Origin of the sequence: Lewinella sp. 4G2 (assembly GCF_001625015.1) — a bacterium.
GTDB lineage: Bacteria > Bacteroidota > Bacteroidia > Chitinophagales > Saprospiraceae > Neolewinella.
This window is the reverse complement of the sequence record NZ_LVWJ02000014.1, coordinates 2854760-2877751: the sequence shown is the minus strand read 5'-3', so window position 1 is coordinate 2877751 and position 22992 is coordinate 2854760. Positions and strand designations below refer to the sequence as shown.

Here is a 22992-nt window from a genome sequence, read left to right as displayed (position 1 = left end):
TTGGCAGGAAAGCAGACTTACGCCTTGATCTTAAAAGCTTTCTGCACACGCTTTACGTAGTCCAGCTTTTCCCAGGTGAAGGTCTCCACCTTAATGGTTTTAGTGGTACCCGAGCCGTCCTTAAAGGTGAGGGTCTTCTTTTCCGGCGTCCGGCCCATGTGCCCGTAGGCAGCGGAATCGGAGTAGATCGGCTTCCGCAGTTTGAGGCGCTTTTCGATGGCGTAGGGGCGCATGTCGAAGACCTCCATCACCTTGTCGGCGATCTGTGCGTCGGTGAGTTTCACTTTAGCCGAACCGTAGGTATTGACGTAGATATTGGTAGGCTCGGCAACGCCAATGGCGTAACTCACCTGCACCAACACTTCGCTGGCCACACCGGCAGCTACGAGGTTCTTGGCGATGTGGCGGGTCGCGTAGGCGGCGGACCGGTCCACTTTGCTCGGATCCTTACCGCTGAAGGCGCCACCGCCGTGGGCACCCTTACCGCCGTAGGTATCGACGATGATCTTACGGCCGGTCAGACCGGTATCGCCGTGGGGGCCACCGATCACGAATTTGCCAGTGGGGTTGACGTGGTAGGTGATGTCCTTAGTGAAGAGTTTCTGGATAGATTTCTTCTGGGCCCGCTTCACTTTGGGGATGACGATGTTGATGACGTCTTCCTTGATTTGTGCGAGCATCTTTTCGTCCTTATCGAAATCATCGTGTTGGGTTGATACCACGATGGAGTCGATCCGGATTGGTTGGTGCTTATCGTCGTACTCAATGGTTACCTGGCTCTTGGAGTCCGGGCGCAGGTACTTCATCTTCTTACCGGCTTTGCGGATGGCGGCGAGCTCCTGAAGGATCTTGTGGCTTAGGTCCAGCGCAAGCGGCATGTAGTTATCCGTCTCGTCGGTTGCATAGCCGAACATCATGCCCTGATCGCCGGCGCCCTGCTCTTCGGCGCTAGCGCGGTCCACCCCCTGGTTGATGTCGGGGCTCTGCTCGTGGATGGCCGACAGCACACCACAGCTATTGGCTTCAAACATGTACTCACTCTTGGTGTACCCGATCCGCTCGATGACATCGCGCGCAAGTTGCTGTACGTCGAGATAGGTGGTTGATTTTACTTCCCCAGCAAGCACGACCTGCCCGGTAGTTACCAACGTTTCGCAGGCTACTTTAGAGTTAGGATCAAAGGCTAAAAAGTGGTCGACGAGATTGTCGCTGATTTGATCCGCGACTTTGTCGGGGTGGCCTTCCGATACGGACTCCGAAGTAAATAGGTAGGGCATACATTTCGATTTAATGGGGGCGCTAAGGTAGGTAAAGTAGAACATACCTTAACCTCTGGCGCCGGGTAGTTTATCGTTGTGGAGGACAACAAATTGCCTGCATAAAAACTATAATTACTGGGCCATTAAACTTTAGTCATGTTAGATTGCTAGTTTGGCAACAACCACCGCTAAGCGCACTCTTAAATGGCAGTTTTCCCCATCACCGGAACGGTTCAACACTACGCCTGGGGCGGCGAGGAATTTATTCCCAAGTTCCTACAGCAAGAGGGTGCGATTAGCCAACCCTGGGCGGAGTACTGGCTGGGGACGCACGCTAAGGGACCGGCAACACTCCCTTCCGGGAAGAACCTCGCAACGGTTATTTCGATGAGTCCGGCGGATTTACTTGGGCAGCAAGTCGCCAGTCAATTTGCTAATCAGTTGCCGTATCTATTCAAAATTCTCGACGTTGCTGAAATGCTGTCCATTCAGGTGCACCCCGACAAGGAGGGCGCGGAGGAAGGTTTTGCAGCCGAAGAAGCGGCGGGGGAAATTCCTCGCGACGCACCCAACCGTAATTACCGCGACGACAACCACAAACCAGAATTAGGCGTAGCCATCAGCCACTTTTACCTGCTCCACGGCTTCTGTAGTGAGGCTGCTATTCTAAAGACACTTAATACTATTCCCGGGTGGGACGCCTTGGCTGGCGAGCTACAACAGGGCGGGATCGAGCAGCTATACCGCCACGTGATGGCAGCAGACCAAGTTCAGATCAATAATTGGTTGCAACCGCTCTTCGGCACGTTACAAGAAGAAGCACCAGGCGATCTTTCTTCCCCGAACTACTGGGCCGCAGAAGCCTTCCGCACCTACACCAAAAACGGTAACCACGATCGCGGGATCTTCAGCATTTACTGGATGAACATCGTCCACCTCAAGCCCGGTGAAGGCATTTTTCAAGACGCCGGCATCCCCCACGCCTACCTCCGCGGCACCTGTCTGGAACTCATGGCCAACTCCGACAACGTACTCCGCGGTGGCCTCACGCCGAAGCACATCGACGTGCCGGAGTTACTCAAACACACGCTTACCCATCCCGTCGAGCCGGCCATTTTGTTACCGGAATCAGGGGGTGACGACTGGTCCGTCTACCCCACCCCAGCTCCCGATTTCGCTTTGGCGCTGTCGCAGGTGCACGCAGGTGGGCAAGTAACCGTGGACGCCACCCAGGGCCCCTGTATGCTACTCCTAATGACGGGGGAAGCCCAGGAGCTGAATGGATCCTTTACGTTGGACGAGCACCACCGTACCCTCTTCGTAGGCGCCGGCGAAAAGATCACCCTGCGAGCTTTGCGGGAGTCCGTTATCTATCGTGCCGGGGTCAACCTCTAGCGGAGGTTACTACCGGAAATTATTGGTCCCGCTTAAGTAAGCGTAGCATATCCGTGATGGGGTAACGATCATCGGGGAAGGCCCAGGTACGGCGGTCCTTCGTCTGGATTAAGAGGACGCGGGAACTGTTATTGAGACCGGTCCCGGCGTAGGATTCAATCCTGACTTCGTGGCTACGTGGTATCGGATAGGTCTCATCGCCCACCAGGAAATTTTGCTGGGTGATCTCCACCGTCGGGTACTTGAAGACCGACCAGAAAGAGCCGAGGAAACCCATCAGCGCGAGCAGGGCCATAAAGTAGGCGAGCATGGGCAGCAACACTTTTTTCCGGGGGTCCGGATTATCGATCTTATTGAGTCGAAAGGCCAGGAAGACCAGGGTCACGAAAGCCAGGCCACAAACGGCCATCATCGTATAGACGTCTCCCATCTGCGGGGTAAAGACGTTGAGGCCCGTTTGGGAGGGTTCCATAGTTGCTGTTTAGATCGGCTTACTTATCGCCCCGTTCCTCTTCGTTGGTATCCTGGCGCTCAAACATTTCCAGGAGGGTATCCAACTGCTCGGCACCGATCTTTTTGGAGATGATCTTCTTATTCTCGTCGAGCACGAAGATGGTGGGGGTCGATTTGATATCGTAGTTCTTGTAGAAGCGGAGGTACTTATCGGTGACGTGCATCCAGTCGCCGATCTCCTTCTCGTCGATGTACTCCCAACACTTTTCGATCTTGCTTTGCTTCGTGCAGATGGAAAAGATCTCGACGCCCCGAGGCTTCCACTTGGCGTAGAAATCCTTGATGACAGGAGTGGACTTTTTGCAGTGGCCACAATCGAAAGCCCAGAAGTAAAGGATGGTGTACTTGGCGTCCGTTCCGTAAAGGGTGACGTCCTGACCGTCCCGGGTCTTCATCTTCAGGTCGGGTGCCTGCTCACCTATCAGGATGGGGCGGAGTTTCTCAACGTTCTCCAGCATTGATTTGAGTTGATCCGGGTCCGCCCAGTAGGCCTTCCCGCTGGCGTAGTATTTATCCACCATGTGGACGTACACCGCATCCCGCCCCACAATCTTGCTGGAAGCCGCGCGGTTGGTGAAGTGAACGACGTAGTACTTGTACAACTCACTCTGGGGGTCCATCCGGGCCAGGACCTGGTCGATAGCTGCACTAACACTGTCGGGGTGCTGGACGTGGAGGCGGTCCACGAAGTACTCAATCCGTTGGATGAGGAAGGGGGTACGGAGCAAGCGATCGTCGCGTAGATCGAGTGGGTCCAGGTAATGGGCCTGAAGCCAGCGGAACTGGGCTTCGCGGCGTTCCTCTTCGTCCGCCAACTCAGGGAAGTCCGGTGGAGGAAAGGAGAGATTAGTCTTCACGATCTTGGCCGTGAAGGTGGTCGGGTTTTTCTCGATCAGCGCTTCCTGGTAGGCTTTCACTTCTTCGTCGAGGGCGGTGAGCGCATCGCTGGCCACCTTTTTCTGGGCTTCGGTGGCGGAGGAATCAGCCAGGACCTGCTGAGCGGTTGCCCCCTTTTCCTGCTGCCCATCGAGGTACTCGAGGTAGCTGAAGAAGAGTTCGTTGTCCTTGCTCCCCTTCACTTTGACGTCGCTGAGGTCATCGATACTGGTCTTGAGGGAAAACTCCTGGTCGTCGTTATTGATCAGTACCTGGAAGTAGTTGTTATCCGGCGCCATCACGACGAGGTAGATGCCACCGGGGAGGGCGGCGGTGTCGCTTTCGAAAACGTAGTTCCCGGCGTCGTTGCGGTAGGCCGTATCGACGATGTACTGCTTATCGAGGACGTTGTTGGCCAACGAGATGATCTCCTCTTCGTAGCCGTCAATGGTGACGGTGATCCGGTGGGAATCCTGGGCGGACACGGCGGAGGACCAAACGGCGGCCAGGGTAAAAAGCAAGTACAGGGCAGCTCTCATAAGTTAAGGTTTTACCAGGGGCGAAGTTACGGCCCGGCGCAGTAAGCGACGAACCTTCCAACTAACACCGTACTTCCCATCTGGATGATCGGGCCATTGAATTTTGACTTTCCTTAACCACCTTTTAGTACACTACTATATGTGAGGTCGAGTATTCCTCTCCCCCAGCCCCTCTCCAAAAGAGAGGGGAGACGTGATAGGCATTTCATGATAGCAGTGTAAACCTATTAGTGTTGTTATTGATACATGACTTTATTAACTGGACTTTTATCCAGGCTTAGTCTATTAGTTAGCGGGCTCCCCCACTCTTTTCTTGGCACCTGCGGCAGCGCCATCTGATCGTACTGAATTGCTACCCCAGACTATTGTAGTAGCGCAGGACTGCGAGGATGTCGGCCTCCGGCACGGTCTTGTTGATGACGGCCTTGCCCGGCGCCTCGAGGAGGGTGAAGTTGATGCGCGCGTCCTCGTTTTTCTTGTCCTGGCGCATGAGGCCGAGCAGTTCCGGGAAAGCGGATTCGGGGATGGATTGGTGCCCGTAAATGCGGAGGAAATAGGTTTCGATGGCGCCATAATCCGTGGCGGAAAGCCGGCTAAAACTGGTGGCCAGCTTGGCTTCCATGATCATGCCGGCGGCGATGGCCTCCCCGTGGAAGAGGCGTTGGTCGGTCTCGAGGAAGAAGGACTCGATGGCGTGGCCGATCGTGTGGCCGAAGTTGAGGGCCTTGCGGCGCCCGCGCTCGAACGGATCCTCGAGCACGATCTCCCGCTTGATGTTGACGGATTGGGGGATGATTTGGGTCCAATCCACCAAGCTGAGGTCGGTGATTTGCTGAAGTTGCGACCACTGCTCCGCGTCGGCGATGAGCGCGTGCTTGATGATCTCGGCGTAACCGGAACGCACCTCCCGTGGCGGGAGGGTTTTGAGGAAAGTGGGGTCGATCCACACCGCGATCGGGTCTGCGAAGAGACCGATACTGTTCTTGAGCTCGTAGAAATCCACCCCCAGCTTTCCGCCGACGGAAGAGTCGACCTGGGAAAGCAAGGTGGTTGGGATTTGCAGAAAGTCGATGCCCCGTTTAAAGGTGCTGGCCGCGAAGCCGCTCATGTCTTCCAGCACCCCGCCGCCGAGGCAGATGGCGCACCAACGGCGCCCTACCCCACCTTCGAACATATTGGTCCAGATGTCCTGGCAGGTGTCGAGGTTTTTGTTGGTTTCCCCCGGCTCGCATTCGATGAAGACTAGATTATCGTGATCAAGGTATTCTTCGATCAGCGGCAGGCAATGCTCCCGCGTATTGGTGTCGACAAGGACAACCCAACCGGCGTAGTTCCGCGCGTGCAGCCAGTCAAAGTGTTCGGCGGTGAGGGGGCCGAAGGTGATGTCGTATTTGTTGGCGACGGAGGTTTTCATGGGGTACCAGTTTGGCTTACGAAGGTAAGCTCAGGCAACTGGGTGAAAACAGATTCGCAGCAAAAATGAAGTGGTGATAGCGATAGAAATTCCGAAAGCTGAATAATCAACTATCCAACTCCCAAGTCCCCAATGCCCGGTAAACCCGCGACGTCACCTTGCTGCGGATATCCATTTTGAGGAACTTCTCATTCTTCGGGTCCGGGTTGACGCGGTTGGTGAGCAGAACGAAAACGAGGTCATTTTCCGGGTCCGCCCAAACGGAGGTGCCGGTGTAGCCGAGGTGGCCGACGGTATTCGTTCCGGCTCCAATCCCATGGGCGTTGGAGAAACGGCCGGCGAGGCGGTCGAAACCCAGCGCCCGGTAGTTGAAGCGGTTGTGATCGGTGAAGGTGGCGACGGTCTCCGCACTGAGCAGCTCCTTACCGGCGTAGGTACCGCCATTATTCAGGAGCTGGAACAGCTGACCCAGATCGTGGGCATTGCCGAAGAGACCAGCGTGGCCGGATACGCCGCCGAGCAGGGCAGCGCCTTCGTCGTGCACGAAACCGCGCAGCAGACCACCGCGCATCCAGGGTTCGGTGATGGTGGGGACGAGCCGTTCCGCCGGGAAAGAAGCGTGGGGATTATAGGCCAGGCGGCCCAGACCCATCGGCTCGTAAAACCGCTCCGTGACGTAAATGTCCAGCGGCGTACGGGTGATGGCTTCCACGACGCGCTGCAGGAGGTAGTAGTTGACGTCGCTGTAGACGTAGGCTGGTTTGGCCGTGCGGTCCAGTTTGCCGCCGACGGTTTCGGCCACCCAGTTAGGTAAGCGGCTATCCAGCCAACGGTCGGGACCGAGGGGGAGATTGTTGGCGAACGACCGGTCGTCAGCCACCAGGTCGCGCGTCATGAATTCGTTGACGGGCAGGTTGGACTGCAAGCCCGTCTGGTGGGTGAGCAATTGCTCGATGGTGTAGCGACCGACCAGACTCTTTTTGTATTCCGGCAGGTAATCACGGACCTTCTTATTCAGTTCGATCAACTCTTCATCGTAGAGGCTCATGACGGCGAGGCTCGTCGCGGCGGCCTTCGTGATGGAGGCGAGATCGTAAAGGTCACCGTTCGTCACGGCCTGTTTGCGGTAGGTATGGTGGCCGTACGCTTTTTCGTAGACGACCCGACCGTTTTTCATAACCAGCAACTGCGCGCCTGGCATCGCCCGGTAACGGATGCCGCGGTTGATTTGGTAATCGACGTTCTCCAATGCCGCGCGGTCGATACCGAGTTGCTCCGGCAGGCTAAAACCGGGGCGGTCGGCACTCAATCGGTAGCCCGTTCCTACGGGATAAAGTAAGGTGTTTTCCGTAACGCGGGCGTCCAGCGTTTCAGCGCCGACCAGGGCCTGGGCGAGGATGGCTTCACTCTCCTTCGTTTGGAAAGGTGTGGTGATCACCGACCAGGCCGCTGGCACTCCAGCAATCTTTTTCAGGTCGCCGAAGTGGAGTAGGGTAATGTCCTGCGCAGCCGTGGTAGCCAGTGATTGGTACCACTTGGCTCGCTTCCGGCCACTAGGCTCCGTCACCACCAGGACGGTCGGCAACGGATCGCTGACGGGAAGGGTCTCGGGGAGCAGGGAGGAATAGACGACCTCCTGTACGTCCACGAAACGGGTAAGCATATCCAGGAAGAAGCCGGGTCGCTGCTCTTCGGGGTAGACGACGCGGACGGCGGCATTCCGAAGGGGAAGTTTGTCCGCGGGGTCAGTCAGCAGTATCGTGTTGCGGAGGGTACTGACGTGGCGATCCAGGTCGGCTGCGGCGTCAACCGTAGGGTACGGCCAGTTCTTTTCGATGGCCAGCGTATCGTGGCGGGTGACCTCATTCAGCAAAACACCGAGGGGCGTGGCGCGGAGGGAATCCACGTTGGCTACTGCGTCCGTTTGAGCGGAGGGATCACCGACGGAAAACAGTTCAGTGAACCAGTCAACGACGTTTTCCACCCAGGTACCGGCGTGGACGGGTTGTGCCTGCAAAAGCAGCACGGTTAATAAAAACGCAGCAACAAGATTTTTCATTCGGTGGGGTAAAACTGACCTAACGATCTCAGAACGCTAAGATAATAAGGTAGATGTACGCGATAGTTTTTCTTAAGACTACGGTAACAGATAACGATATGGACGCGACAAAGCTCCTTGATCAGCAAGCTTTCAACAGGGTTAATCCAGCCCCTCCAAAACCTTTCGTTTCAAATTCCCGCACAATCCAACAATAAAGTTATATTTGTCGTCTACTTAACTCAGCGCTTTTGCTCACCAGCACTACCCTATTGTTACTTATCATCCTTTGCCTGATCGTTGGGGCACTGCTCGGCTACCTGTATGGTCAATCGCGGGCCGCAGGGCGGATGATTCCGGCCGATGAGGTGGCGCAATCCTTCGTTCGCCGGGAAATCCACGAGCAAGTGAGTAGTGAAGTGGATCAGTACCGGGACACCATCCGCGAGCACCAAAACATCGAGCGTACCCTGACGGCGGACCTCGCCGTAGCCAAGTCCGAACTCCAACAACTTAGTGAGCGACTGGACCAAGGGAAAGCCGAAATGCAACGCATCCAGCGGGAAGGGCTGGCGGAATTTGAACGGACGGCGGAGCGTTTGCTGCAAGAAAAATCCGTCCGCTTCGCCAACCAGAATGCAGATCAACTCAAGAATATCCTCAGCCCCCTGCGGGAGCGGATTCAGGGTTTTGAGCACCAGGTGGAACGGCGTTTCCTCGAAGAAACTAAGGACCGCGTCACGCTACGGCAGGAGATCAAACACCTGCGGGACCTCAACGCGCAGATCAGTTCCGAAGCCAACAACTTGGCCGGAGCGCTGCGCGGCAACAGTAAAACCCAGGGGGACTGGGGGGAATGGCAACTGCAAACCCTACTGGAAGCCAGTGGCCTCCAGGCTGGTATTCACTTTGACGCTCAGACCAGTTACCGTGATGATAACGAGCAGATTAAACGCCCCGACTTCATCATTAATTTACCGGAGGCGAAGCACCTCGTCATCGATTCCAAGGTGAGTCTGACCGCTTACGACCGGTACTGCGCCGCCGAACACGGCTCTCCGGAAGACCGGCGTATTCACGCCCTCTCCCACCTACGCAGCCTACGCCAGCACGTGCTCGATCTGGCGAGTAAGAATTACACGAGCCTTTATCAGATCAATTCGCCGGATTACTTGCTGTTGTTCGTCCCCATCGAACCCGCCTACGGACTGGCGCTGCAAACTGATCAAGGCATCTTTTTGGAAGCGCTCGAGCGCAACGTCATCATCGTCACCCCCGCTACCCTGCTGGCTACGCTCCGTACCGTCAACTTCATTTGGAAGCAGGACAGCCAGAAGAAGAACGTGCTCGAAATTGCCAAGCAAAGCGGCTTGTTGTACGATGGCTTCGTCTCCTTCACCGAAGAACTGCAAAAGGTGGGCAAGCAGCTTGATCGCGCACAAGTCACTTACCAGGGTGCCCTCAAGAAACTGAGCACGGGTGGGAAGTACGGCAGCACTCTAATTGGCCGGGCGGAACGCTTACGCACACTCGGGGCCAAGACGAAAAAACGAATCAATCAGCAACTATTGGAAGAAGAATAAACAAACCTCACTCCACTGAGACCACCGCATCTACGTCGCTATCACGGTCGTTGAGTTTATCCTTCACTCCCTTTTCCTGCATCTCAATTTCCTTTTCCATTTCGAGCATCAGGAAGTGATTGAGGACCGTCCGGATAACGGCAATGGCGGCCAGTTTGCCGATCGCATTCCAATCCGGAGCTATTGCGGTTCCCAAAATATCCGCCGCCAACTGGAACTCCAGCGCCACCACGAGGTACCGCGCCAGGGATAAGCGGAGCGGGATATAATCACCATCCGCGGAGCCAAAAAGCTGCCTACCGTAGCAGAGCAAACTAAACACGACGCCCCACGCGATAATGGCCACGCCCAGCACCTCCACCACGAGTTTGATCCAATCCGCCGCCTGATAAACAATGCTTTCGCTCGATCCGAAAATGGTTTCTTCCATACCTGCGGTAACCCGTGCACCCCGGCGATGTTTGCTTTGGCTACATAGTCACGACCTTTGCACCCATGCACCCCAAAAACCGCTACCAGGGCAAACACGACTTCCCCGCCCTCGCCCGCATCGTGCCGGAATTGAAAAACTTCTTCGTCACCACTCCCGCTGGCCACGTCAGCCTTGATTTCGCCCACCCGGATGCCGTACGCCACCTCAACCGGGCCCTGCTTTTGCGCGACTACGGCCTTAAGTTTTGGGATCTCCCACCCGGCAGCCTCTGCCCCGGCGTCCCCGGCCGCCTCGATTACATCCACGCCATCAACGACTTACTCACTGAGGGGGCGCTGCCGCAGGTGCCAAGTAAGGACAAGCAAAAGGGACCGGCTAAAAAGCAAGGACCCCACTCGTCACAACCGACAATATTGGACGTCGGAACGGGCGCCTCACTCATCTACCCCATCCTCGGCGTCAAGGAGTATAACTGGAATTTTGTCGGTACGGACATTGAAGACCAGTCCCTCAAAGTAGCCGGGGCCATCGTAAAATTCAACCCCAAGCTCCAGCGGAAGATCGAGCTCCGCAAGCAGCCGCAACGGCAGCAAATCTTTCGGGATGTAGTGAGAGCGGATGACTATTTCGCCGCCACCCTCTGCAACCCGCCCTTCTTTGCCGACGAGCAGGGCGCCACCTCCGCCGCCAAAACCAAGTGGGAAAAACTGGGCGAAGACGAAGCCACCGGCTACAACTTCGGCGGCAACCCCAACGAGTTGTGGACGCCCGGCGGCGAACCCGCCTTCCTCCGGCGGATGATCATTGAAAGCGGGCAGTTTCGCAAGCAAGTGGGTTGGTTCACCACCCTCGTCAGTAAGAAGGGCTACCTCCACGCCGCGAAGCAGCAGTTGGGGAAGGCTAAGGTCAAAACCGTCAAGATCATCCCTATCGGCCAGGGAGGGAAGGTTCGTAGGATTCTCTGCTGGCGGTACTGAGCACTGCCTTAGGGTATTCGCAGCCCATCACACAAAAGGGGATGGCCCATCCCTACTGGCAATTCCCCATAACGAAAGCAGCCCCCGCCTCGATGTAGACGGGGGCTGCTTTTTATTTATACCTGAATCAAAGTGGTTTGGGAATTTATCGCTTGTCCTTTCCGCGTCTACCGTCGTTAGAAAATTGAACCGTAGCTATGGCTATGCTTAAATTTTCTGCCTAGGTAGACACGAAAAAAACATCGCGCTAATTTTCCCTAACCACCTCGTTTCAGGTATAGCGGAACGAAGTTGCGCTTAGCTGAATTGCGTAAGGATGTTCTCGTAGAGTTCCTGCTTACCGCTCGTCATAGCGGGCTCACCCTGGGCCTGGCCGAGGGAGGCAAGTTCTTCGAGGCTCATCTCCCCCTTTTCGAATTTGGCGCCGTTACCACCGTCGAAGGAACCGTAGCGCTCGCTGCGCATGGCTTTGTACTTGCTTTCGGTCAGGATCTCGTCCGCGGCGATGAGGGCGCGGGCAAAGGCGTCCATTCCACCGATGTGGGCGTGGAAGATGTCTTCCAGATCGGTAGAGTTACGGCGCGTCTTTGCGTCGAAGTTGACGCCACCACCCTGGAGGCCACCACCTTCAAGGATGACGAGCATCGCTTCGGTGAGTTCCGGGACGTTGGTGGGGAACTGGTCGGTGTCCCACCCATTTTGGTAGTCACCACGGTTAGCGTCGATGCTGCCCAAGAGGCCATCGGCGACCGCGACGGCCAATTCGTGCTGGAAGGTGTGCTGCGCAAGCGTAGCGTGGTTGACCTCAATGTTGAGTTTGAAGTCGTCCATCAGGTTGTACTTCCGGAGGAATCCGGCCACGGTAGCGGAATCGAAATCGTACTGGTGCTTGCTGGGCTCAAATGGCTTGGGCTCGATGAAGAAGGTTCCTTCGAATCCTTTGCTCCGGGCGTAGTCGCGGGCCATCGTCAGGAACTGAGCAAGGTGATCGACTTCCCGGCCCATGTCCGTGTTTAGCAGGCTCATGTAGCCTTCGCGGCCACCCCAGAAAACGTAGTTCTCACCGTCGAGCTTCAACGTGGCATCGATGGCGTTTTTGAGTTGGGCGCCGGCGTAGGCCACGACGTTGAAGTCGGGGTTGGTGCTCGCGCCGTTCATGTAGCGGGGGTTGCTGAAGAGGTTGGCCGTCCCCCAGAGGACTTTCTTGCCGGTAGCCTCCATCTTTTCCTTGATGTAGTCGGTGACTTCATCGAGGCGTTTGCCGTAGGTTTCCAGATCAGCACCGGCTTCGTCAAGCAGGTCCACGTCGTGGAAGCAGAAGTAGTCGAGGCCCAGTTTTTCCATGATCTCGAAGCCGGCATCCGCGGCGTTCTTGGCTTCCTGGACGGGGTCCGCGTCACCCAACCACGGGTAGTTGGCGGTGCCGGGGCCGAAGGGGTCGCCACCGGTATTACGGAGGGTGTGCCACCAGGCCATGGCGAATTTGAAGTGCTCGGCCATCGTCTTTCCCGCGACGACTTTGGTCTTATCGTAGTACTTGAAGGCTAGGGGGTTATCGCTTTTAGCACCCTCAAACTTGATGGTGGGGATGTTGTCAAAATAAGTGGGCATAATATGTATCGACTATTTAAGCTGCTTGGTGGGGCAACGTGTGATGCAGGAGACCGATTCTCCTTCTCTTTTCAATGATGATGGACAAGGTAGGCACTAACAGGATAAATCCGAATTGCCGCAAGAAATGCAATCGTTTGGCCGAAAAATTTAATCCATGCGCACGATTGCAGGCCGGAGAAATGACAAATTATTTAGTCGGTTCCTTCGGGATAGCACCGGTTGCCTGGCCAAAGAAATAGGTGAACTGCTGCATCTGATTGGCCAGCTCCTTGTTGCCCGTGGCCTTAAAGTAAGTATCCGCCAAACCGCGCAGGGTCTGGTACATAAAGCGGTCCATCTCCACGACCTGCATCTCTTTGGTCCATAGGTCGATCTTCATCGTTTCCTTGTTCTGCTCATTGAAGAGGGAGACGAGCATCCCCTTACACCGCTCACTGGGGCCGGGGTTGTCGCTGGCCTTCCAGCGGAGTTCAATCGGGGTCTTCGTTTCGTCCAATCCTACTTCGAGGGTGATGGTGGAGCGCTTCTTTACTTTCGGCTGTGCCATGGGTCGTTAATTTTCCGCAAAGGTAGCACGTGGCGGTTGTGGGCAGTCCCCTACTCTACCGTCTCGAGATAATCGGAGACGACGCTGAAGTAGCGGTCCAGCATGGCGGCGGAGTCGATGGCGGTGTACACCTTGATGTTTCGATCGAGATTATCAGCCGGGGCTGGTAATTCAGATAAGGTTGCTAGGTCAGGTTCGAACCAGGCTTCGAGGCTGGCGACGTCCCACATGGTCCAGTGTTGTTTGTTGGCGTCCTCGTCCGTCCACCAGCGGTCGAAGGTATCCCACCGCCGTTGGAGCATTTTCGTGACGGGGTGTCCCTGGGGAAGGCGTTCGTTCAGATCGGCACGGCTCATTTGCAGGGCTTCGCTGGTGGTGGCCGTCATTACCGTGAACTCCAGTTTGGGGTTATTAAGGAGGAGGTTCAGTGCGATGGAGTCATTTCCCGTGTTGAATTCTTTCTTATCGTAAACTCCTGTTTCAGCATTGTACCAAAAGCCGAGGTAACGGACGTGGATGACTTCGGCGATTTTGGGATTGAGCAACAGTGCACTCGCCACGTTGGTGCAGGGGCCTAGGACAAAGATCTGCAGTTTGTTTTGCTTGGAAGCCAGGGAGGCCCGCTCCAAAATGAAAGTGGCCGCCGGGGAGCGATTAGGTGTTTTGGCATCGGCCAGGGGGCGGTTGCTGCCCACCAGCGTTCGAAGGGCCGGCCTGCCCATTAGGCGAACAATGCGCTCGTTGAGGGCCTGGCTTTCGTCGGCCGAGGTTGCACTCGCCAGCGGGGAAGTGTGGAACTGGGCGGCGGTAATGCCGGCGAGTACCGGGCCCGTCTCACCCCGATCGTCCTGCGCAATGGCACCTACGATGGCGAAGAGGTCATCAATCTCGTTGGCCGTGTCGGCGTCGATCAGGTACTCCTGAGTGGCGTCTGGCGCGCGGTCACCGGTGCTGGCGTAGCGATCACCAACGATATTGTTGAAGAAGTAGGCAATACCCGCGATCGTGAATAGACCGACAACAATGGCGAGGAGAGCGGGGAGGGTACGCTTGATGGTAAGTTGGCTTTGATTCACCACTTCAATATCGTTGCCCCAGTACTAGTTCAAATCCGTAGCGGCGGGGTTTTCCTGGGCCACCGGCTCCTGGCTACCCGTTCCCTCCAGCACATTGTGGAGGATGAGCCCCGGGAGCCAGGTCTTGCGCTCGAAGAAGTAGGTGGATTGCCCGTCGTTGTACTCATCCATAATCGATTCCAGCAGGACGAGTGCGGCAAACATTTCTTCCCGGCTGTAGTTGGGTCCTCTTTTCAGTTCGGGTGCGGAGACTTCGAGCAGGGCACGAAACTTAGCGGGTAGCTCTGCGTCGCTGCCACGGCTAAAGTCAATGGGCCGTCCAGTAAGGGGGATATCCAGTACCCGAATGATCTTGTAGACAAAACCACCCATCAGCATTACCTTTTCCCGTTGGGTAAAGGCAGGCTGCCGGAGGATGGATTTCACCTTGATGTCCACACTATCTCGCACCAGCCGTTCGATGCGGGTGCGCTGGCTTGCTCGGTTGATAGTCAGGTCGCCCAAGGGGTCGACGATGCGGTAAGTGGACCGCGTTCCGTAGGGCAAGCTGGTCACGGACACCTCGGTATCAGCCGGATAGCCGTAGGTAGAGAAGATAGAGTGGTTGGACCCAATGTCCACCAGAGCGAAATCGTTGATGGGTACATCCGTACGGCCAAGCATGGACAGGTAGTTGGCCTTGGTTTCCAACGCGGGGGTCAGGGTTTGTACGGTGAGTTTGGGGTAGCGAGTCTGCAGGTCCCTTCGCAGTGTTTCTCCTAAACCCGCCTGTTCGTATTCGGCGCTGACGACAAGAAACGTCCTGAGAGGTATTTCGCCGTGGGAAGTTAGCTGAGTAAGCACGGTATCGAGGTGAGCGGCAATCAAATCCAGCTCAGCTGAAGTGATGGTTCGGTCGGTGGCGAAGTCTGCACCGCGCGACCGGGACTCAACGAAATTCTCGATTTGGTACCCCGGTCTACCCTTTGTAGCGCGCCCTACCTTGATCAGGATCCCCTCCACTCCGTTGGTAGTGACTTCCAAAGCAGCGTAAGGTTCGGCTGAAGTGGTATCGTCCAGTCCAACCCGGTCCAGCGGAGCGGGCGGTTGTTCTTCCGTACAGGTGGTAAGGAGCAGGAGTAAACCGAGGTAAAGGCAACAGTGCAAGTAAGGCTTCATACAATTATCGTCGCGTAGGTAGATGAGTTGAATGAGCGGCTGACCCAGTCTGGCAAAAGTGCTAGTTCGTCAGCAGATATGTCTCCAGCAAGTCCATCATTTCCTGGTCTTCCTGGTAGACGGCGTAGTCGTAAGCGGTGTCGCCGTCCTCATCCCTAATGTCAGGATCGATCAGCTTGTTCTTGAGCAGGTAGTCCACAAAATTGTGGGCCCCGTGTTGCACCGCGTTGTGGAGCAAACTTCGGTCGAAATTGCAGAGCTCCGTGTAGTCGACTCCGCGCTCGATGAGAAAGGCCAGCGTTGCGCTATCCCTGGCGGTCTGGGCGGCGGAACAACCGAGGCCGTAGCGTTGGTCGCGTTCGTCGAGGGTGCTGCCGTTGCGGAGGAGGTAATCCGCAACTTCCAGGTTGCCGGATACGAGGGCGATGTTAACGAGGGGTTCGTTTTCGACGTCTTCGGTTTCGGAGAGGTCCCGGTAGATCGTAACGTCGTGGGCTTCGAGGATGCGGATGAGGTCGACGCCGTTGTCGCACATGGCGGCTTCTTCGACGGTCCAGTAACCTTCCATGTGGAGGTTCGGGTTGGCTCCGTCTTCGAGGGTTTTCCGCAACAGGAAGGTATCGCACCGCAGGGCGGCCAGCCAGGCTACGTGGGAGGGGCCCATTTTTTGGAGGGGTAAATCGAAGAGGCCGTCGTCGTACAGTTCCAGGTGGGCGACGTCGTAGCCACCGATCTCCAGGATGTGCTCGAGGGTATCGGTCGAATAGGCTTCGACTTCGGCTTCCTGGTTTTGGGATTCCTCAACGGTTTGCCCGCAGGTTAGTAAGACGGTGGCCAGCAAAATGGCGAACGTAATTTTCAACATTTTGCAAAGCTAGTTATCAAGCTACACTAGGCCAATCCGCGGACCCAACGCTCGGCTACTTCACGCGTTCTTTCCTCCGGATTACTTCCTACCTTACGTCACGAACTCCCCTTCCCGTAAAACTCGCCACGATGAAACACGTTATTCCCTTCGCCCTGCTCGCCCTCTTCCTTTGCACCTGCGACAGCGCCCAAAACGACCTGATGACCAAAGACGCCAACTACCCCAAAATCGCCGTCACCTACCCCGAAACGAAGACCGTGGACCACGTGGATACCTACCACGGCACGGAAGTGACCGACGAATACCGCTGGCTAGAAGACGATAATGCCGAGGACACCAAAGCCTGGGTGACCAGCCAGAACGAATCGACGTTTGGCTACCTCGAGAACATCCCCTTCCGCAAGGATTTCGCCGAGCGGATGGAAGAACTGATCAACTACCCGCGGATCGGCGCGCCGAATAAAGTGGGCGACTATTACATCTTCTCGAAGAACGACGGCCTGCAAAACCAATCCGTCTACTACTACAAAGAAGGCGAGGCCGGGGAGGAAAAAGTGTTCATCGACCCCAATACGCTGAACGACGAGGGGACGACCGCCATTGGACTCCTGGGCGCGAGTAAGGACAACAAGTACATGGCGTACCGCCGCAGCGAAGCCGGCTCCGACTGGGGGACGATCTACGTGCGCGAAATGGCCACGAACACCGACCTGGAAGACAAGCTGGAGTGGGTGAAATTCACCAGCGCCGGGTGGTACGGCGACGGCTTTTTCTACAGCCGCTACCCCGCCCCGAAGGAAGGCGAAGCGCTGAAGGGCAACAACCTGAACCACTCCGTCTACTACCACAAACTGGGCACGCCGCAGAGCGCGGATAAACTGGTTTACGAAGACTGAGAGAACCCCACGTACTACAATTCCGGTGGCACGACGGAAGAGGAAGATTACTTCCTTCTCTACTCCAGCCCGGGTACGGACGGCTACTCGGTTTACTATTTTGAACTGGATGGGAAGAACGTCCCGACCGGCAAACCAACCCTGCTGTTCGGCGGCACCTCGAACAAGAGCAGCGTGGTGCACACTGAGGGTAAAGACTTTTGGGTACGGACCGACATCGACGCGCCAAACTACCGCCTGATTAAACTGAACCTCGACGAGAACGACCCGAGTAAGTGGACGGACGTCCTACCCGAAACCGAAAACCTCCTCGCCAGCGTGAGCACCGGCGGCGGGCAACTTTTCGCCAACTACCTCGAAAAAGCTACGGACCGCTACTACCAAATGGACTTCGACGGTGGCAACCGCAAAGCCATTGATCTACCTGGCCTCGGTAGCGCCGGCGGCTTCAGCGGGGAGAAAGACGAGAAGAAGTTGTACTACGGCTTCACCAGTTTCACCTACCCCTACACCATTTTCGAATACGACGTAGAGACGGGCGAGAGCCGCCCCTTTTTCGAGCCCGCCCTAGCTTACGATCCGGCGGATTTCGTGGAGAAACAGGTCACCTACAAATCGAAGGACGGCACGCCGGTGACGATGTTCATCGTCCACAAAAAAGGGCTGGAGCTGGACGGCAACAACCCCACTTACCTCTACGGTTACGGTGGTTTCAACATCAGCCTGACGCCATCCTTCAGTACCTTCCGCATCCCGATGCTTGAGAACGGCGCGGTTTACGCGATGGCCAACCTTCGCGGCGGCGGCGAATACGGCGAAGCCTGGCACCAGGGTGGCATGCTGAAGAACAAGCAGAACGTGTTTGACGACTTCATCGCGGCCGGTGAATACCTGATCGCCGAAAACTATACACGGAAGGAGAAATTAGGCATCGCCGGTGGCTCCAACGGTGGCTTACTGGTGGGTGCGGCCATGACCCAACGGCCCGATCTGTTCGCCGTCGCCTTCCCCGCGGTGGGCGTAATGGACATGCTGCGGTACCACAAATTCACGGTGGGCAAGGGCTGGATCCCCGAATACGGCAGCAGCGAATCCGACGACCCCGAGATGTTTGAATACCTCAAGGGCTATTCTCCGCTTCACAACCTGGAGCCCGGCACGAAGTACCCCTCCACGATGGTTACGACGGCGGACCACGACGACCGGGTGGTTCCCGCCCACTCCTTTAAGTACGCCGCCAAGTTGCAGGCTTCGCACGCGGGTGACAATCCCGTACTAATTCGCGTTGCCGTAGATGCTGGCCACGGTGCCGGAAAGCCGATCTCGAAAACGATTGAAGAGCAAGCAGATATTTGGAGCTTCTTCTTTTATGAGACGGACTCGCCGGTGGTTTATGGGGTGGAGAATTGAGGGATTTTAGAGGTTGGATTTTGGATTTTAGACGTGGGATCTTGGCCCGGAAGACGTGGGATCTTAGCCCGGGATCTGTCTTGACCTACGGTCAATACTGATCCCGGGCTATCATGATGATCACTACCGTGATCGTTTGTGTCAAATACCGCCTCATAGCAGTACCACCTTGCCGGTTTTTACTTCGCCGCCTTCCGTTTGGAGGTGGTAGATGAGGAGGCCGGCGGGGAGTTGGTGGGTGGAGAGGTCGATACTTAGGAAGTTTTCGCTGGGTGCATTTGTCACTAGTCGTTGGCCGGTGGCGGTGTAGAGGGTGAGGCGTTTTATTTTCTCGTCTTGGGGGAGTTCGAAGTTGAGGCGGTTGCGGGTTGGGTTGGGGAAGACGCGGAGTTTGGTATTGGCCAAAACGACGTCGGTGTTGGTGCTGACGGGGAGTTCGCAGGTACGGAAGGCTTCTCCGATTCCTTCGAGGGCGGAGGAGACCTCCAAGATTTGATCCTCCACGGGGCAATCATTCGCGTATTCTACCCCTTTCGTTACCGCCAGGGCGAAGGAGAGGGTTTTTACGCCGCCGGGCTCCACGAATGTGGGCCCTGAAGCTGCGAGGTAACGGTGGTCGAGGAAAAAATCGTTGGGGGCGCAGCCTTTCCAGGGGGTTCCCGCGGGGGTGTCGCCACCGTCGTACAGGTAGCTGGTGGGGGCGCCCTGGTTATCGAACCCGTTGCCACTGCGGCCGATGGATGAGCCGTCGGGCCAGCTGCCGCGCAGGACATTGTACTGTCGTTCCGGCGTGTTGAGGAGGAGCATTCCCGGCGGCGGGCTGCCGAAAGCGGCGCTGATGTAGCCCGCGAGTGAGGTTAGTTGAAGGTCTTCTTCGCCAATGAGGAAACCGTCGTCATCAAAAACGGGCGTGATGAATCCGCTAAGCATTTTTACCACCAGCGCCGGGGCATCTACGCCCGTGGGGGTGAGGCCGCTGGGGCAGCTGGTGCCTTCGTCGGGGGAATCGTTGTAGACGTAGAGGAGGTTTTCGGCGGGCAGGGTGCTGGCCAGGTCGTTATTAAAACAGCCGAGGTCGGGATCGATCCAGAGCCCGGCGTGGAGGTCAAGTTTAGTTTCCAGGGACTTGTTGACAATCAAGTAATCGACCAGTACGGTTTGCGCGAAAATATCGTCCCGCCCCTCAGTGATCCGTACGAGTTGGTGGACCTCAATTCCCAGCGGTGGAGTATCATTTCCCGTGCGCAGCGTCATGTCGTTGAAGACGCTGTAGAGGGCCTGGCCACCGCAGAAATCCGGGTAGTCGCCGGCGAGGGGGTCGTAGATGCCGTCCAGATCTTCATCATAGAAGGGCGCCATTCCGGTCGTTGCGTCGGGCAGGGAGGCGCCCCAGGTTTCTTCGAAGTACGGATTTTCGGTAGCGGGCCAGCCGAGGATGTTCGTGGGGACGTCCTCGCGTCGCAGCGTCCCGGCCAAAAAGGACCGGCGCACGGCCGTGATTTCATCCTGGGACACTTTAAAGTGGCGATTCCAAAAGCCACAATTTGCGGCGGTCTGGGTGGGGTCATCGTACACCGGTCCTGGCTGGAAATTCCGGTTATCGTTGAATGGCCCGTAGGTTACCGACGAGACTTGTAATGCTCCAGCGGCGTCCCGCGCCCCGATCCAGAGCCCCGCCCGGCTCATGACGTTGTAGGGCACGGTGTTTTCCGCCGTAGGGTTTACGATAAAGCCACCGTTTTCGCCGGTTGGGAAGAGTTCCCCGGCTTGCCCTACGGTAATTTCCAGATGGTTATTTTTCAGGGAATCGTTACTCGTCGTTCCAGGCTCACAATTTTGCGCTGCCGCGGGTGCGAGGTAGAGACAGAGTGCGGTTAGGGGGAGGAGGAGGAGTTTTTGGGGGTGCATTTAATTAATGGGTGTTTTGATATAACGGGTGATCTCAAGATATCGAGGATAGAGGCAATTGTGACTTGGATTATTTGTCAAGTACTCTGGGCGACTAAATTTCAACAAGCTATTTTCAGCTGGTTATTGAATCTTAGACCAGCAAAATGCGAAATGCACCACTCTTCTTTACGTGGTACCACATCAACTGCCACCCCGTGAAAGAAGTGTTACATTTACCGCGAAATAAACCCCTACCCCAAAATGAAACTACGTTACGCCGGGCTTTTTGCCCTGCTTGCTCTATTGCTTAGCGCCAACCCTACCCTTTCCGCTCAGGACGACTTTGACGATGTTTTTGACGATGGCACCGTAGCCAATGCGTTTGGTGCCGCTAAAGTGGACCTTACCAGTATCTACACCGGTGAAGCTTTGGTGGGCTTTGAATACTACGTAGGCGGGCTCGGCTCGATAGCCCTATTGGTTGGACCGAGGATTGGAGATTATCAACCGAATATATTGGACCAGCTTGTATTTGGCTTCGAGGATGAGGACCTTTACCCATGGGAGACTGACGGCGGATTTACCTTCCAAATTGATGCCCGATGGTACCACAAGCAGGGGAACCGAGGCACTTTTAACACTATCAGTTACATCAACCAAAGCTTTGATGCATTTGGTCGGGATGGCTTAAACGTATCCACGTTCTCCTTAAGCTACGGTTACCGGCTACCGCTAGGGGGCCGTGCTTTTTTGGAGGGGGAAATTGCGTCCGCCTTTGTAATCCACAGCGATGAATTTAAGATCGAATACGCAAGGCTCACTCAAGACGATGAGCCCTTTAATGTCGCAGGCCTGGTGTTGGTCCGCGCCGGGTACGAATTTTAGTGCGCAAGGATCTTAAATTTTAACCTTTGCCAAACAACCATAACTTCATTAAACTCCTATCGTTTATGCGCTTCTTTTTAACCATGCTAATCCTGTTGACAACAGTCTCTTCATCTTTTGGGCAGGCTGAAAGGCTAACCTCAAAGCGAAGTGCGCCATTTGAAGTGCAAGGAATTAGTTATCCGAGAACTAATACTTTAGAACTTGGAGATGCGCGGTTTATCGTCACCGTTAATCTAAACAATAAAAAAGTTGGTAAAGGTTACACGCTCATAAAATACGATGATAAAACTGGAGATGGCACCTCTGTTCCAATAACGTTTGAGTACGAGGGCAAACCGATGTCCTATCACAATACGAAAATTTTCAATGGCGGTCTCTACATATTCAGCTACTTCTTCAACAAGAAAGACAAAACTGCATACCTCTTTGGCCAAGAATACGATACGGTTAGCCTTAAACCAAAAGGCAAGCTGAAACTGATGTCAAAATTACCCGGATTAAAGGGTAAAGCAAATGGTACTTGGAAAGTATTGACATCGGATAATGAATCATTACTCGCCGTTCAGACCATCTATGATCCAGAGAAAAAAAATGAAAACGGAAAAGTCATCATTGAGCATTTTGACAACGATCTCAAGGTAACCACCACTCTTGAACCAGACCTCCCCGTAAGCCCCAGTGGCGAACTAAGGCTTGGCGTAGAAATACTCAAAAACGATGGCACCATCGTAATGTACCTGAAGGAAGAAGCAGAAAAGACAGCACGCAACAAAAATCCGAAAGGCATCGAGGTGATTTACCAAATCTATAAGGATGGCTCTACTCCGAGTCGAACTCCATATAAATTAGACCGGGGGGATAAACGAAGTGGCATATGGAGTGTAAATGATGAAAAAAACACCCTGACAATATATGGAGCCTACGGACCCAATACTTCGCTTGGTTATTACGTCATGGACTTTGACCTGGCAACAACTGAAAAAACGAAGGAGATAATTATTCCCTTTGCATTATCCGAAAGCGGCTACGGATTAAAAAAATCTAATGGAGGGGATGGTAACGCTGATGATTTAGAAGACCTTACGGATTGGCTTAGACCAAATCATCTCATCCACGAACCCGATGGCAGCATGTTTATCCTCGGCCTGCAGAGATATTCGCAAGAAGTAACGTCCGGCAATAGAATTTATAATATTTACACCGCTAAAAATATTACCGCAGCCCACGTATTACCCGATGGCGAAGTAAACTATATTCAAACGATCCCAATGCACGCAACCTACGCGCCCTGGTCGTTAGGCTTGAACACGGTTAAGGTGTCAGCCGTCGATGGAGCTCTTTACCTTTCCTTTGTTGACACCCCAAAAAACCGCAACCGATTTTCTAAAGAACCTTATAAAGCTCATCCTATGAGCGTCACCTGCGGCCGCTTAGTTACCATCACACCGGACGGTACACCGCGCGAACACCTCGTTTATGGTGAAAAAGGCGGGCAGCGCAACATGATTTACCCATTGACCGCTACACTTAGTGAGGACAAATCACGGATTTACACGTACAATTTTATTGGGAAGAACAAGGCGGCTATTCACCGAATCGAGCTTCAATAACACCCAAC

The 22992-nt window shown here is 55.2% G+C and carries 17 protein-coding genes and 1 pseudogene; 6 read left to right on the top strand and 12 right to left on the bottom strand.

Going from position 1 to position 22992, the window contains the following annotated elements; genetic code table 11:
- Positions 1 to 17 precede the first annotated feature (17 nt).
- The gene (metK, locus tag A3850_RS12020; protein ID WP_068216811.1) at positions 18 to 1277 is read right to left on the bottom strand and encodes a methionine adenosyltransferase; all 1260 of its coding nucleotides are present in this window, start codon (positions 1275 to 1277) and stop codon (positions 18 to 20) included.
- A 186-nt stretch (positions 1278 to 1463) separates the two neighbouring features.
- Here metK and manA point away from each other — a divergent pair, with 186 nt between their 5' ends.
- Entirely contained in the window at positions 1464 to 2654 is a 1191-nt protein-coding gene (manA, locus tag A3850_RS12015) for a mannose-6-phosphate isomerase, class I (protein WP_068216809.1), read from the top strand.
- Between the two features lie 19 nt (positions 2655 to 2673).
- Here manA and A3850_RS12010 read toward each other — a convergent pair whose 3' ends face one another.
- From A3850_RS12010 to A3850_RS11995, 4 genes are all read right to left on the bottom strand, one after another.
- The gene (locus tag A3850_RS12010; protein WP_068216808.1) at positions 2674 to 3126 is read right to left on the bottom strand and encodes a hypothetical protein; all 453 of its coding nucleotides are present in this window, start codon (positions 3124 to 3126) and stop codon (positions 2674 to 2676) included.
- A 19-nt stretch (positions 3127 to 3145) separates the two neighbouring features.
- Positions 3146 to 4582 (bottom strand): TlpA disulfide reductase family protein, encoded by a 1437-nt coding sequence (locus A3850_RS12005; protein ID WP_068216806.1) that lies wholly within the window; start codon positions 4580 to 4582, stop codon positions 3146 to 3148.
- A 352-nt stretch (positions 4583 to 4934) separates the two neighbouring features.
- Positions 4935 to 5996, bottom strand: coding sequence for a 3-dehydroquinate synthase (gene aroB, locus A3850_RS12000; protein ID WP_082921780.1), 1062 nt, complete (start codon positions 5994 to 5996; stop codon positions 4935 to 4937).
- 106 nt (positions 5997 to 6102) lie between these two features.
- The gene (locus A3850_RS11995) at positions 6103 to 8055 is read right to left on the bottom strand and encodes a serine hydrolase (RefSeq protein WP_082921779.1); all 1953 of its coding nucleotides are present in this window, start codon (positions 8053 to 8055) and stop codon (positions 6103 to 6105) included.
- Between the two features lie 230 nt (positions 8056 to 8285).
- Here A3850_RS11995 and A3850_RS11990 point away from each other — a divergent pair, with 230 nt between their 5' ends.
- Complete coding sequence (locus A3850_RS11990; protein WP_068216802.1) at positions 8286 to 9617, top strand: DNA recombination protein RmuC; 1332 nt, start codon at positions 8286 to 8288, stop codon at positions 9615 to 9617.
- 7 nt (positions 9618 to 9624) lie between these two features.
- Here the strand turns inward: A3850_RS11990 and A3850_RS11985 are convergent, their stop codons facing one another.
- Positions 9625 to 10047 carry a DUF1622 domain-containing protein gene (locus A3850_RS11985; protein ID WP_068216800.1) on the bottom strand — a complete coding sequence of 141 codons (423 nt, stop codon included), beginning with the start codon at positions 10045 to 10047 and terminating at the stop codon, positions 9625 to 9627.
- A 65-nt stretch (positions 10048 to 10112) separates the two neighbouring features.
- Between A3850_RS11985 and rlmF the strand changes: the two genes are divergently transcribed.
- Entirely contained in the window at positions 10113 to 11027 is a 915-nt protein-coding gene (gene rlmF, locus A3850_RS11980; RefSeq protein ID WP_068216798.1) for a 23S rRNA (adenine(1618)-N(6))-methyltransferase RlmF, read from the top strand.
- Between the two features lie 297 nt (positions 11028 to 11324).
- Here the strand turns inward: rlmF and xylA are convergent, their stop codons facing one another.
- The 5 genes from xylA to A3850_RS11955 all read right to left on the bottom strand — a co-directional run bounded on the left by xylA (position 11325) and on the right by A3850_RS11955 (position 16287).
- The gene (gene xylA / locus A3850_RS11975) at positions 11325 to 12638 is read right to left on the bottom strand and encodes a xylose isomerase (RefSeq protein WP_068216796.1); all 1314 of its coding nucleotides are present in this window, start codon (positions 12636 to 12638) and stop codon (positions 11325 to 11327) included.
- A gap of 190 nt (positions 12639 to 12828) precedes the next feature.
- Positions 12829 to 13188, bottom strand: coding sequence for a gliding motility protein GldC (locus A3850_RS11970; RefSeq protein ID WP_068216794.1), 360 nt, complete (start codon positions 13186 to 13188; stop codon positions 12829 to 12831).
- Between the two features lie 50 nt (positions 13189 to 13238).
- Complete coding sequence (locus tag A3850_RS11965) at positions 13239 to 14264, bottom strand: nucleoside hydrolase (RefSeq protein ID WP_068216792.1); 1026 nt, start codon at positions 14262 to 14264, stop codon at positions 13239 to 13241.
- 24 nt (positions 14265 to 14288) lie between these two features.
- Entirely contained in the window at positions 14289 to 15422 is a 1134-nt protein-coding gene (locus tag A3850_RS11960; protein WP_068216790.1) for a hypothetical protein, read from the bottom strand.
- 61 nt (positions 15423 to 15483) lie between these two features.
- Positions 15484 to 16287, bottom strand: coding sequence for an ankyrin repeat domain-containing protein (locus A3850_RS11955; protein ID WP_068216788.1), 804 nt, complete (start codon positions 16285 to 16287; stop codon positions 15484 to 15486).
- 131 nt (positions 16288 to 16418) lie between these two features.
- Between A3850_RS11955 and A3850_RS20600 the strand changes: the two are divergent.
- Positions 16419 to 18596, top strand: a pseudogene (locus A3850_RS20600) (prolyl oligopeptidase family protein).
- A 153-nt stretch (positions 18597 to 18749) separates the two neighbouring features.
- Here the strand turns inward: A3850_RS20600 and A3850_RS11945 are convergent.
- Positions 18750 to 20504: a T9SS type A sorting domain-containing protein gene (locus A3850_RS11945; RefSeq protein ID WP_068216786.1), complete on the bottom strand. Its 1755-nt coding sequence runs from the start codon at positions 20502 to 20504 to the stop codon at positions 18750 to 18752.
- Positions 20505 to 20747: 243 nt separating this feature from the next.
- Between A3850_RS11945 and A3850_RS11940 the strand changes: the two genes are divergently transcribed.
- Positions 20748 to 21371 (top strand): hypothetical protein, encoded by a 624-nt coding sequence (locus tag A3850_RS11940; protein WP_068216785.1) that lies wholly within the window; start codon positions 20748 to 20750, stop codon positions 21369 to 21371.
- Between the two features lie 65 nt (positions 21372 to 21436).
- A complete protein-coding gene (locus A3850_RS11935; RefSeq protein ID WP_068216783.1) occupies positions 21437 to 22984 on the top strand; it encodes a hypothetical protein in 1548 nt (515 codons plus the stop codon).
- Positions 22985 to 22992 lie beyond the last annotated feature (8 nt).

Coding starts and splice junctions, on each gene's coding strand:
- metK (WP_068216811.1), bottom strand. CDS start 1,277: ATGCCCTACCTATTTACTTCGGAGTCCGTATCGGAAGGCCACCCCGAC.
- manA (WP_068216809.1), top strand. CDS start 1,464: ATGGCAGTTTTCCCCATCACCGGAACGGTTCAACACTACGCCTGGGGC.
- A3850_RS12010 (WP_068216808.1), bottom strand. CDS start 3,126: ATGGAACCCTCCCAAACGGGCCTCAACGTCTTTACCCCGCAGATGGGA.
- A3850_RS12005 (WP_068216806.1), bottom strand. CDS start 4,582: ATGAGAGCTGCCCTGTACTTGCTTTTTACCCTGGCCGCCGTTTGGTCC.
- aroB (WP_082921780.1), bottom strand. CDS start 5,996: ATGAAAACCTCCGTCGCCAACAAATACGACATCACCTTCGGCCCCCTC.
- A3850_RS11995 (WP_082921779.1), bottom strand. CDS start 8,055: ATGAAAAATCTTGTTGCTGCGTTTTTATTAACCGTGCTGCTTTTGCAG.
- A3850_RS11985 (WP_068216800.1), bottom strand. CDS start 10,047: ATGGAAGAAACCATTTTCGGATCGAGCGAAAGCATTGTTTATCAGGCG.
- rlmF (WP_068216798.1), top strand. CDS start 10,113: ATGCACCCCAAAAACCGCTACCAGGGCAAACACGACTTCCCCGCCCTC.
- xylA (WP_068216796.1), bottom strand. CDS start 12,638: ATGCCCACTTATTTTGACAACATCCCCACCATCAAGTTTGAGGGTGCT.
- A3850_RS11970 (WP_068216794.1), bottom strand. CDS start 13,188: ATGGCACAGCCGAAAGTAAAGAAGCGCTCCACCATCACCCTCGAAGTA.
- A3850_RS11960 (WP_068216790.1), bottom strand. CDS start 15,422: ATGAAGCCTTACTTGCACTGTTGCCTTTACCTCGGTTTACTCCTGCTC.
- A3850_RS11955 (WP_068216788.1), bottom strand. CDS start 16,287: ATGTTGAAAATTACGTTCGCCATTTTGCTGGCCACCGTCTTACTAACC.
- A3850_RS11945 (WP_068216786.1), bottom strand. CDS start 20,504: ATGCACCCCCAAAAACTCCTCCTCCTCCCCCTAACCGCACTCTGTCTC.
- A3850_RS11940 (WP_068216785.1), top strand. CDS start 20,748: ATGAAACTACGTTACGCCGGGCTTTTTGCCCTGCTTGCTCTATTGCTT.
- A3850_RS11935 (WP_068216783.1), top strand. CDS start 21,437: ATGCGCTTCTTTTTAACCATGCTAATCCTGTTGACAACAGTCTCTTCA.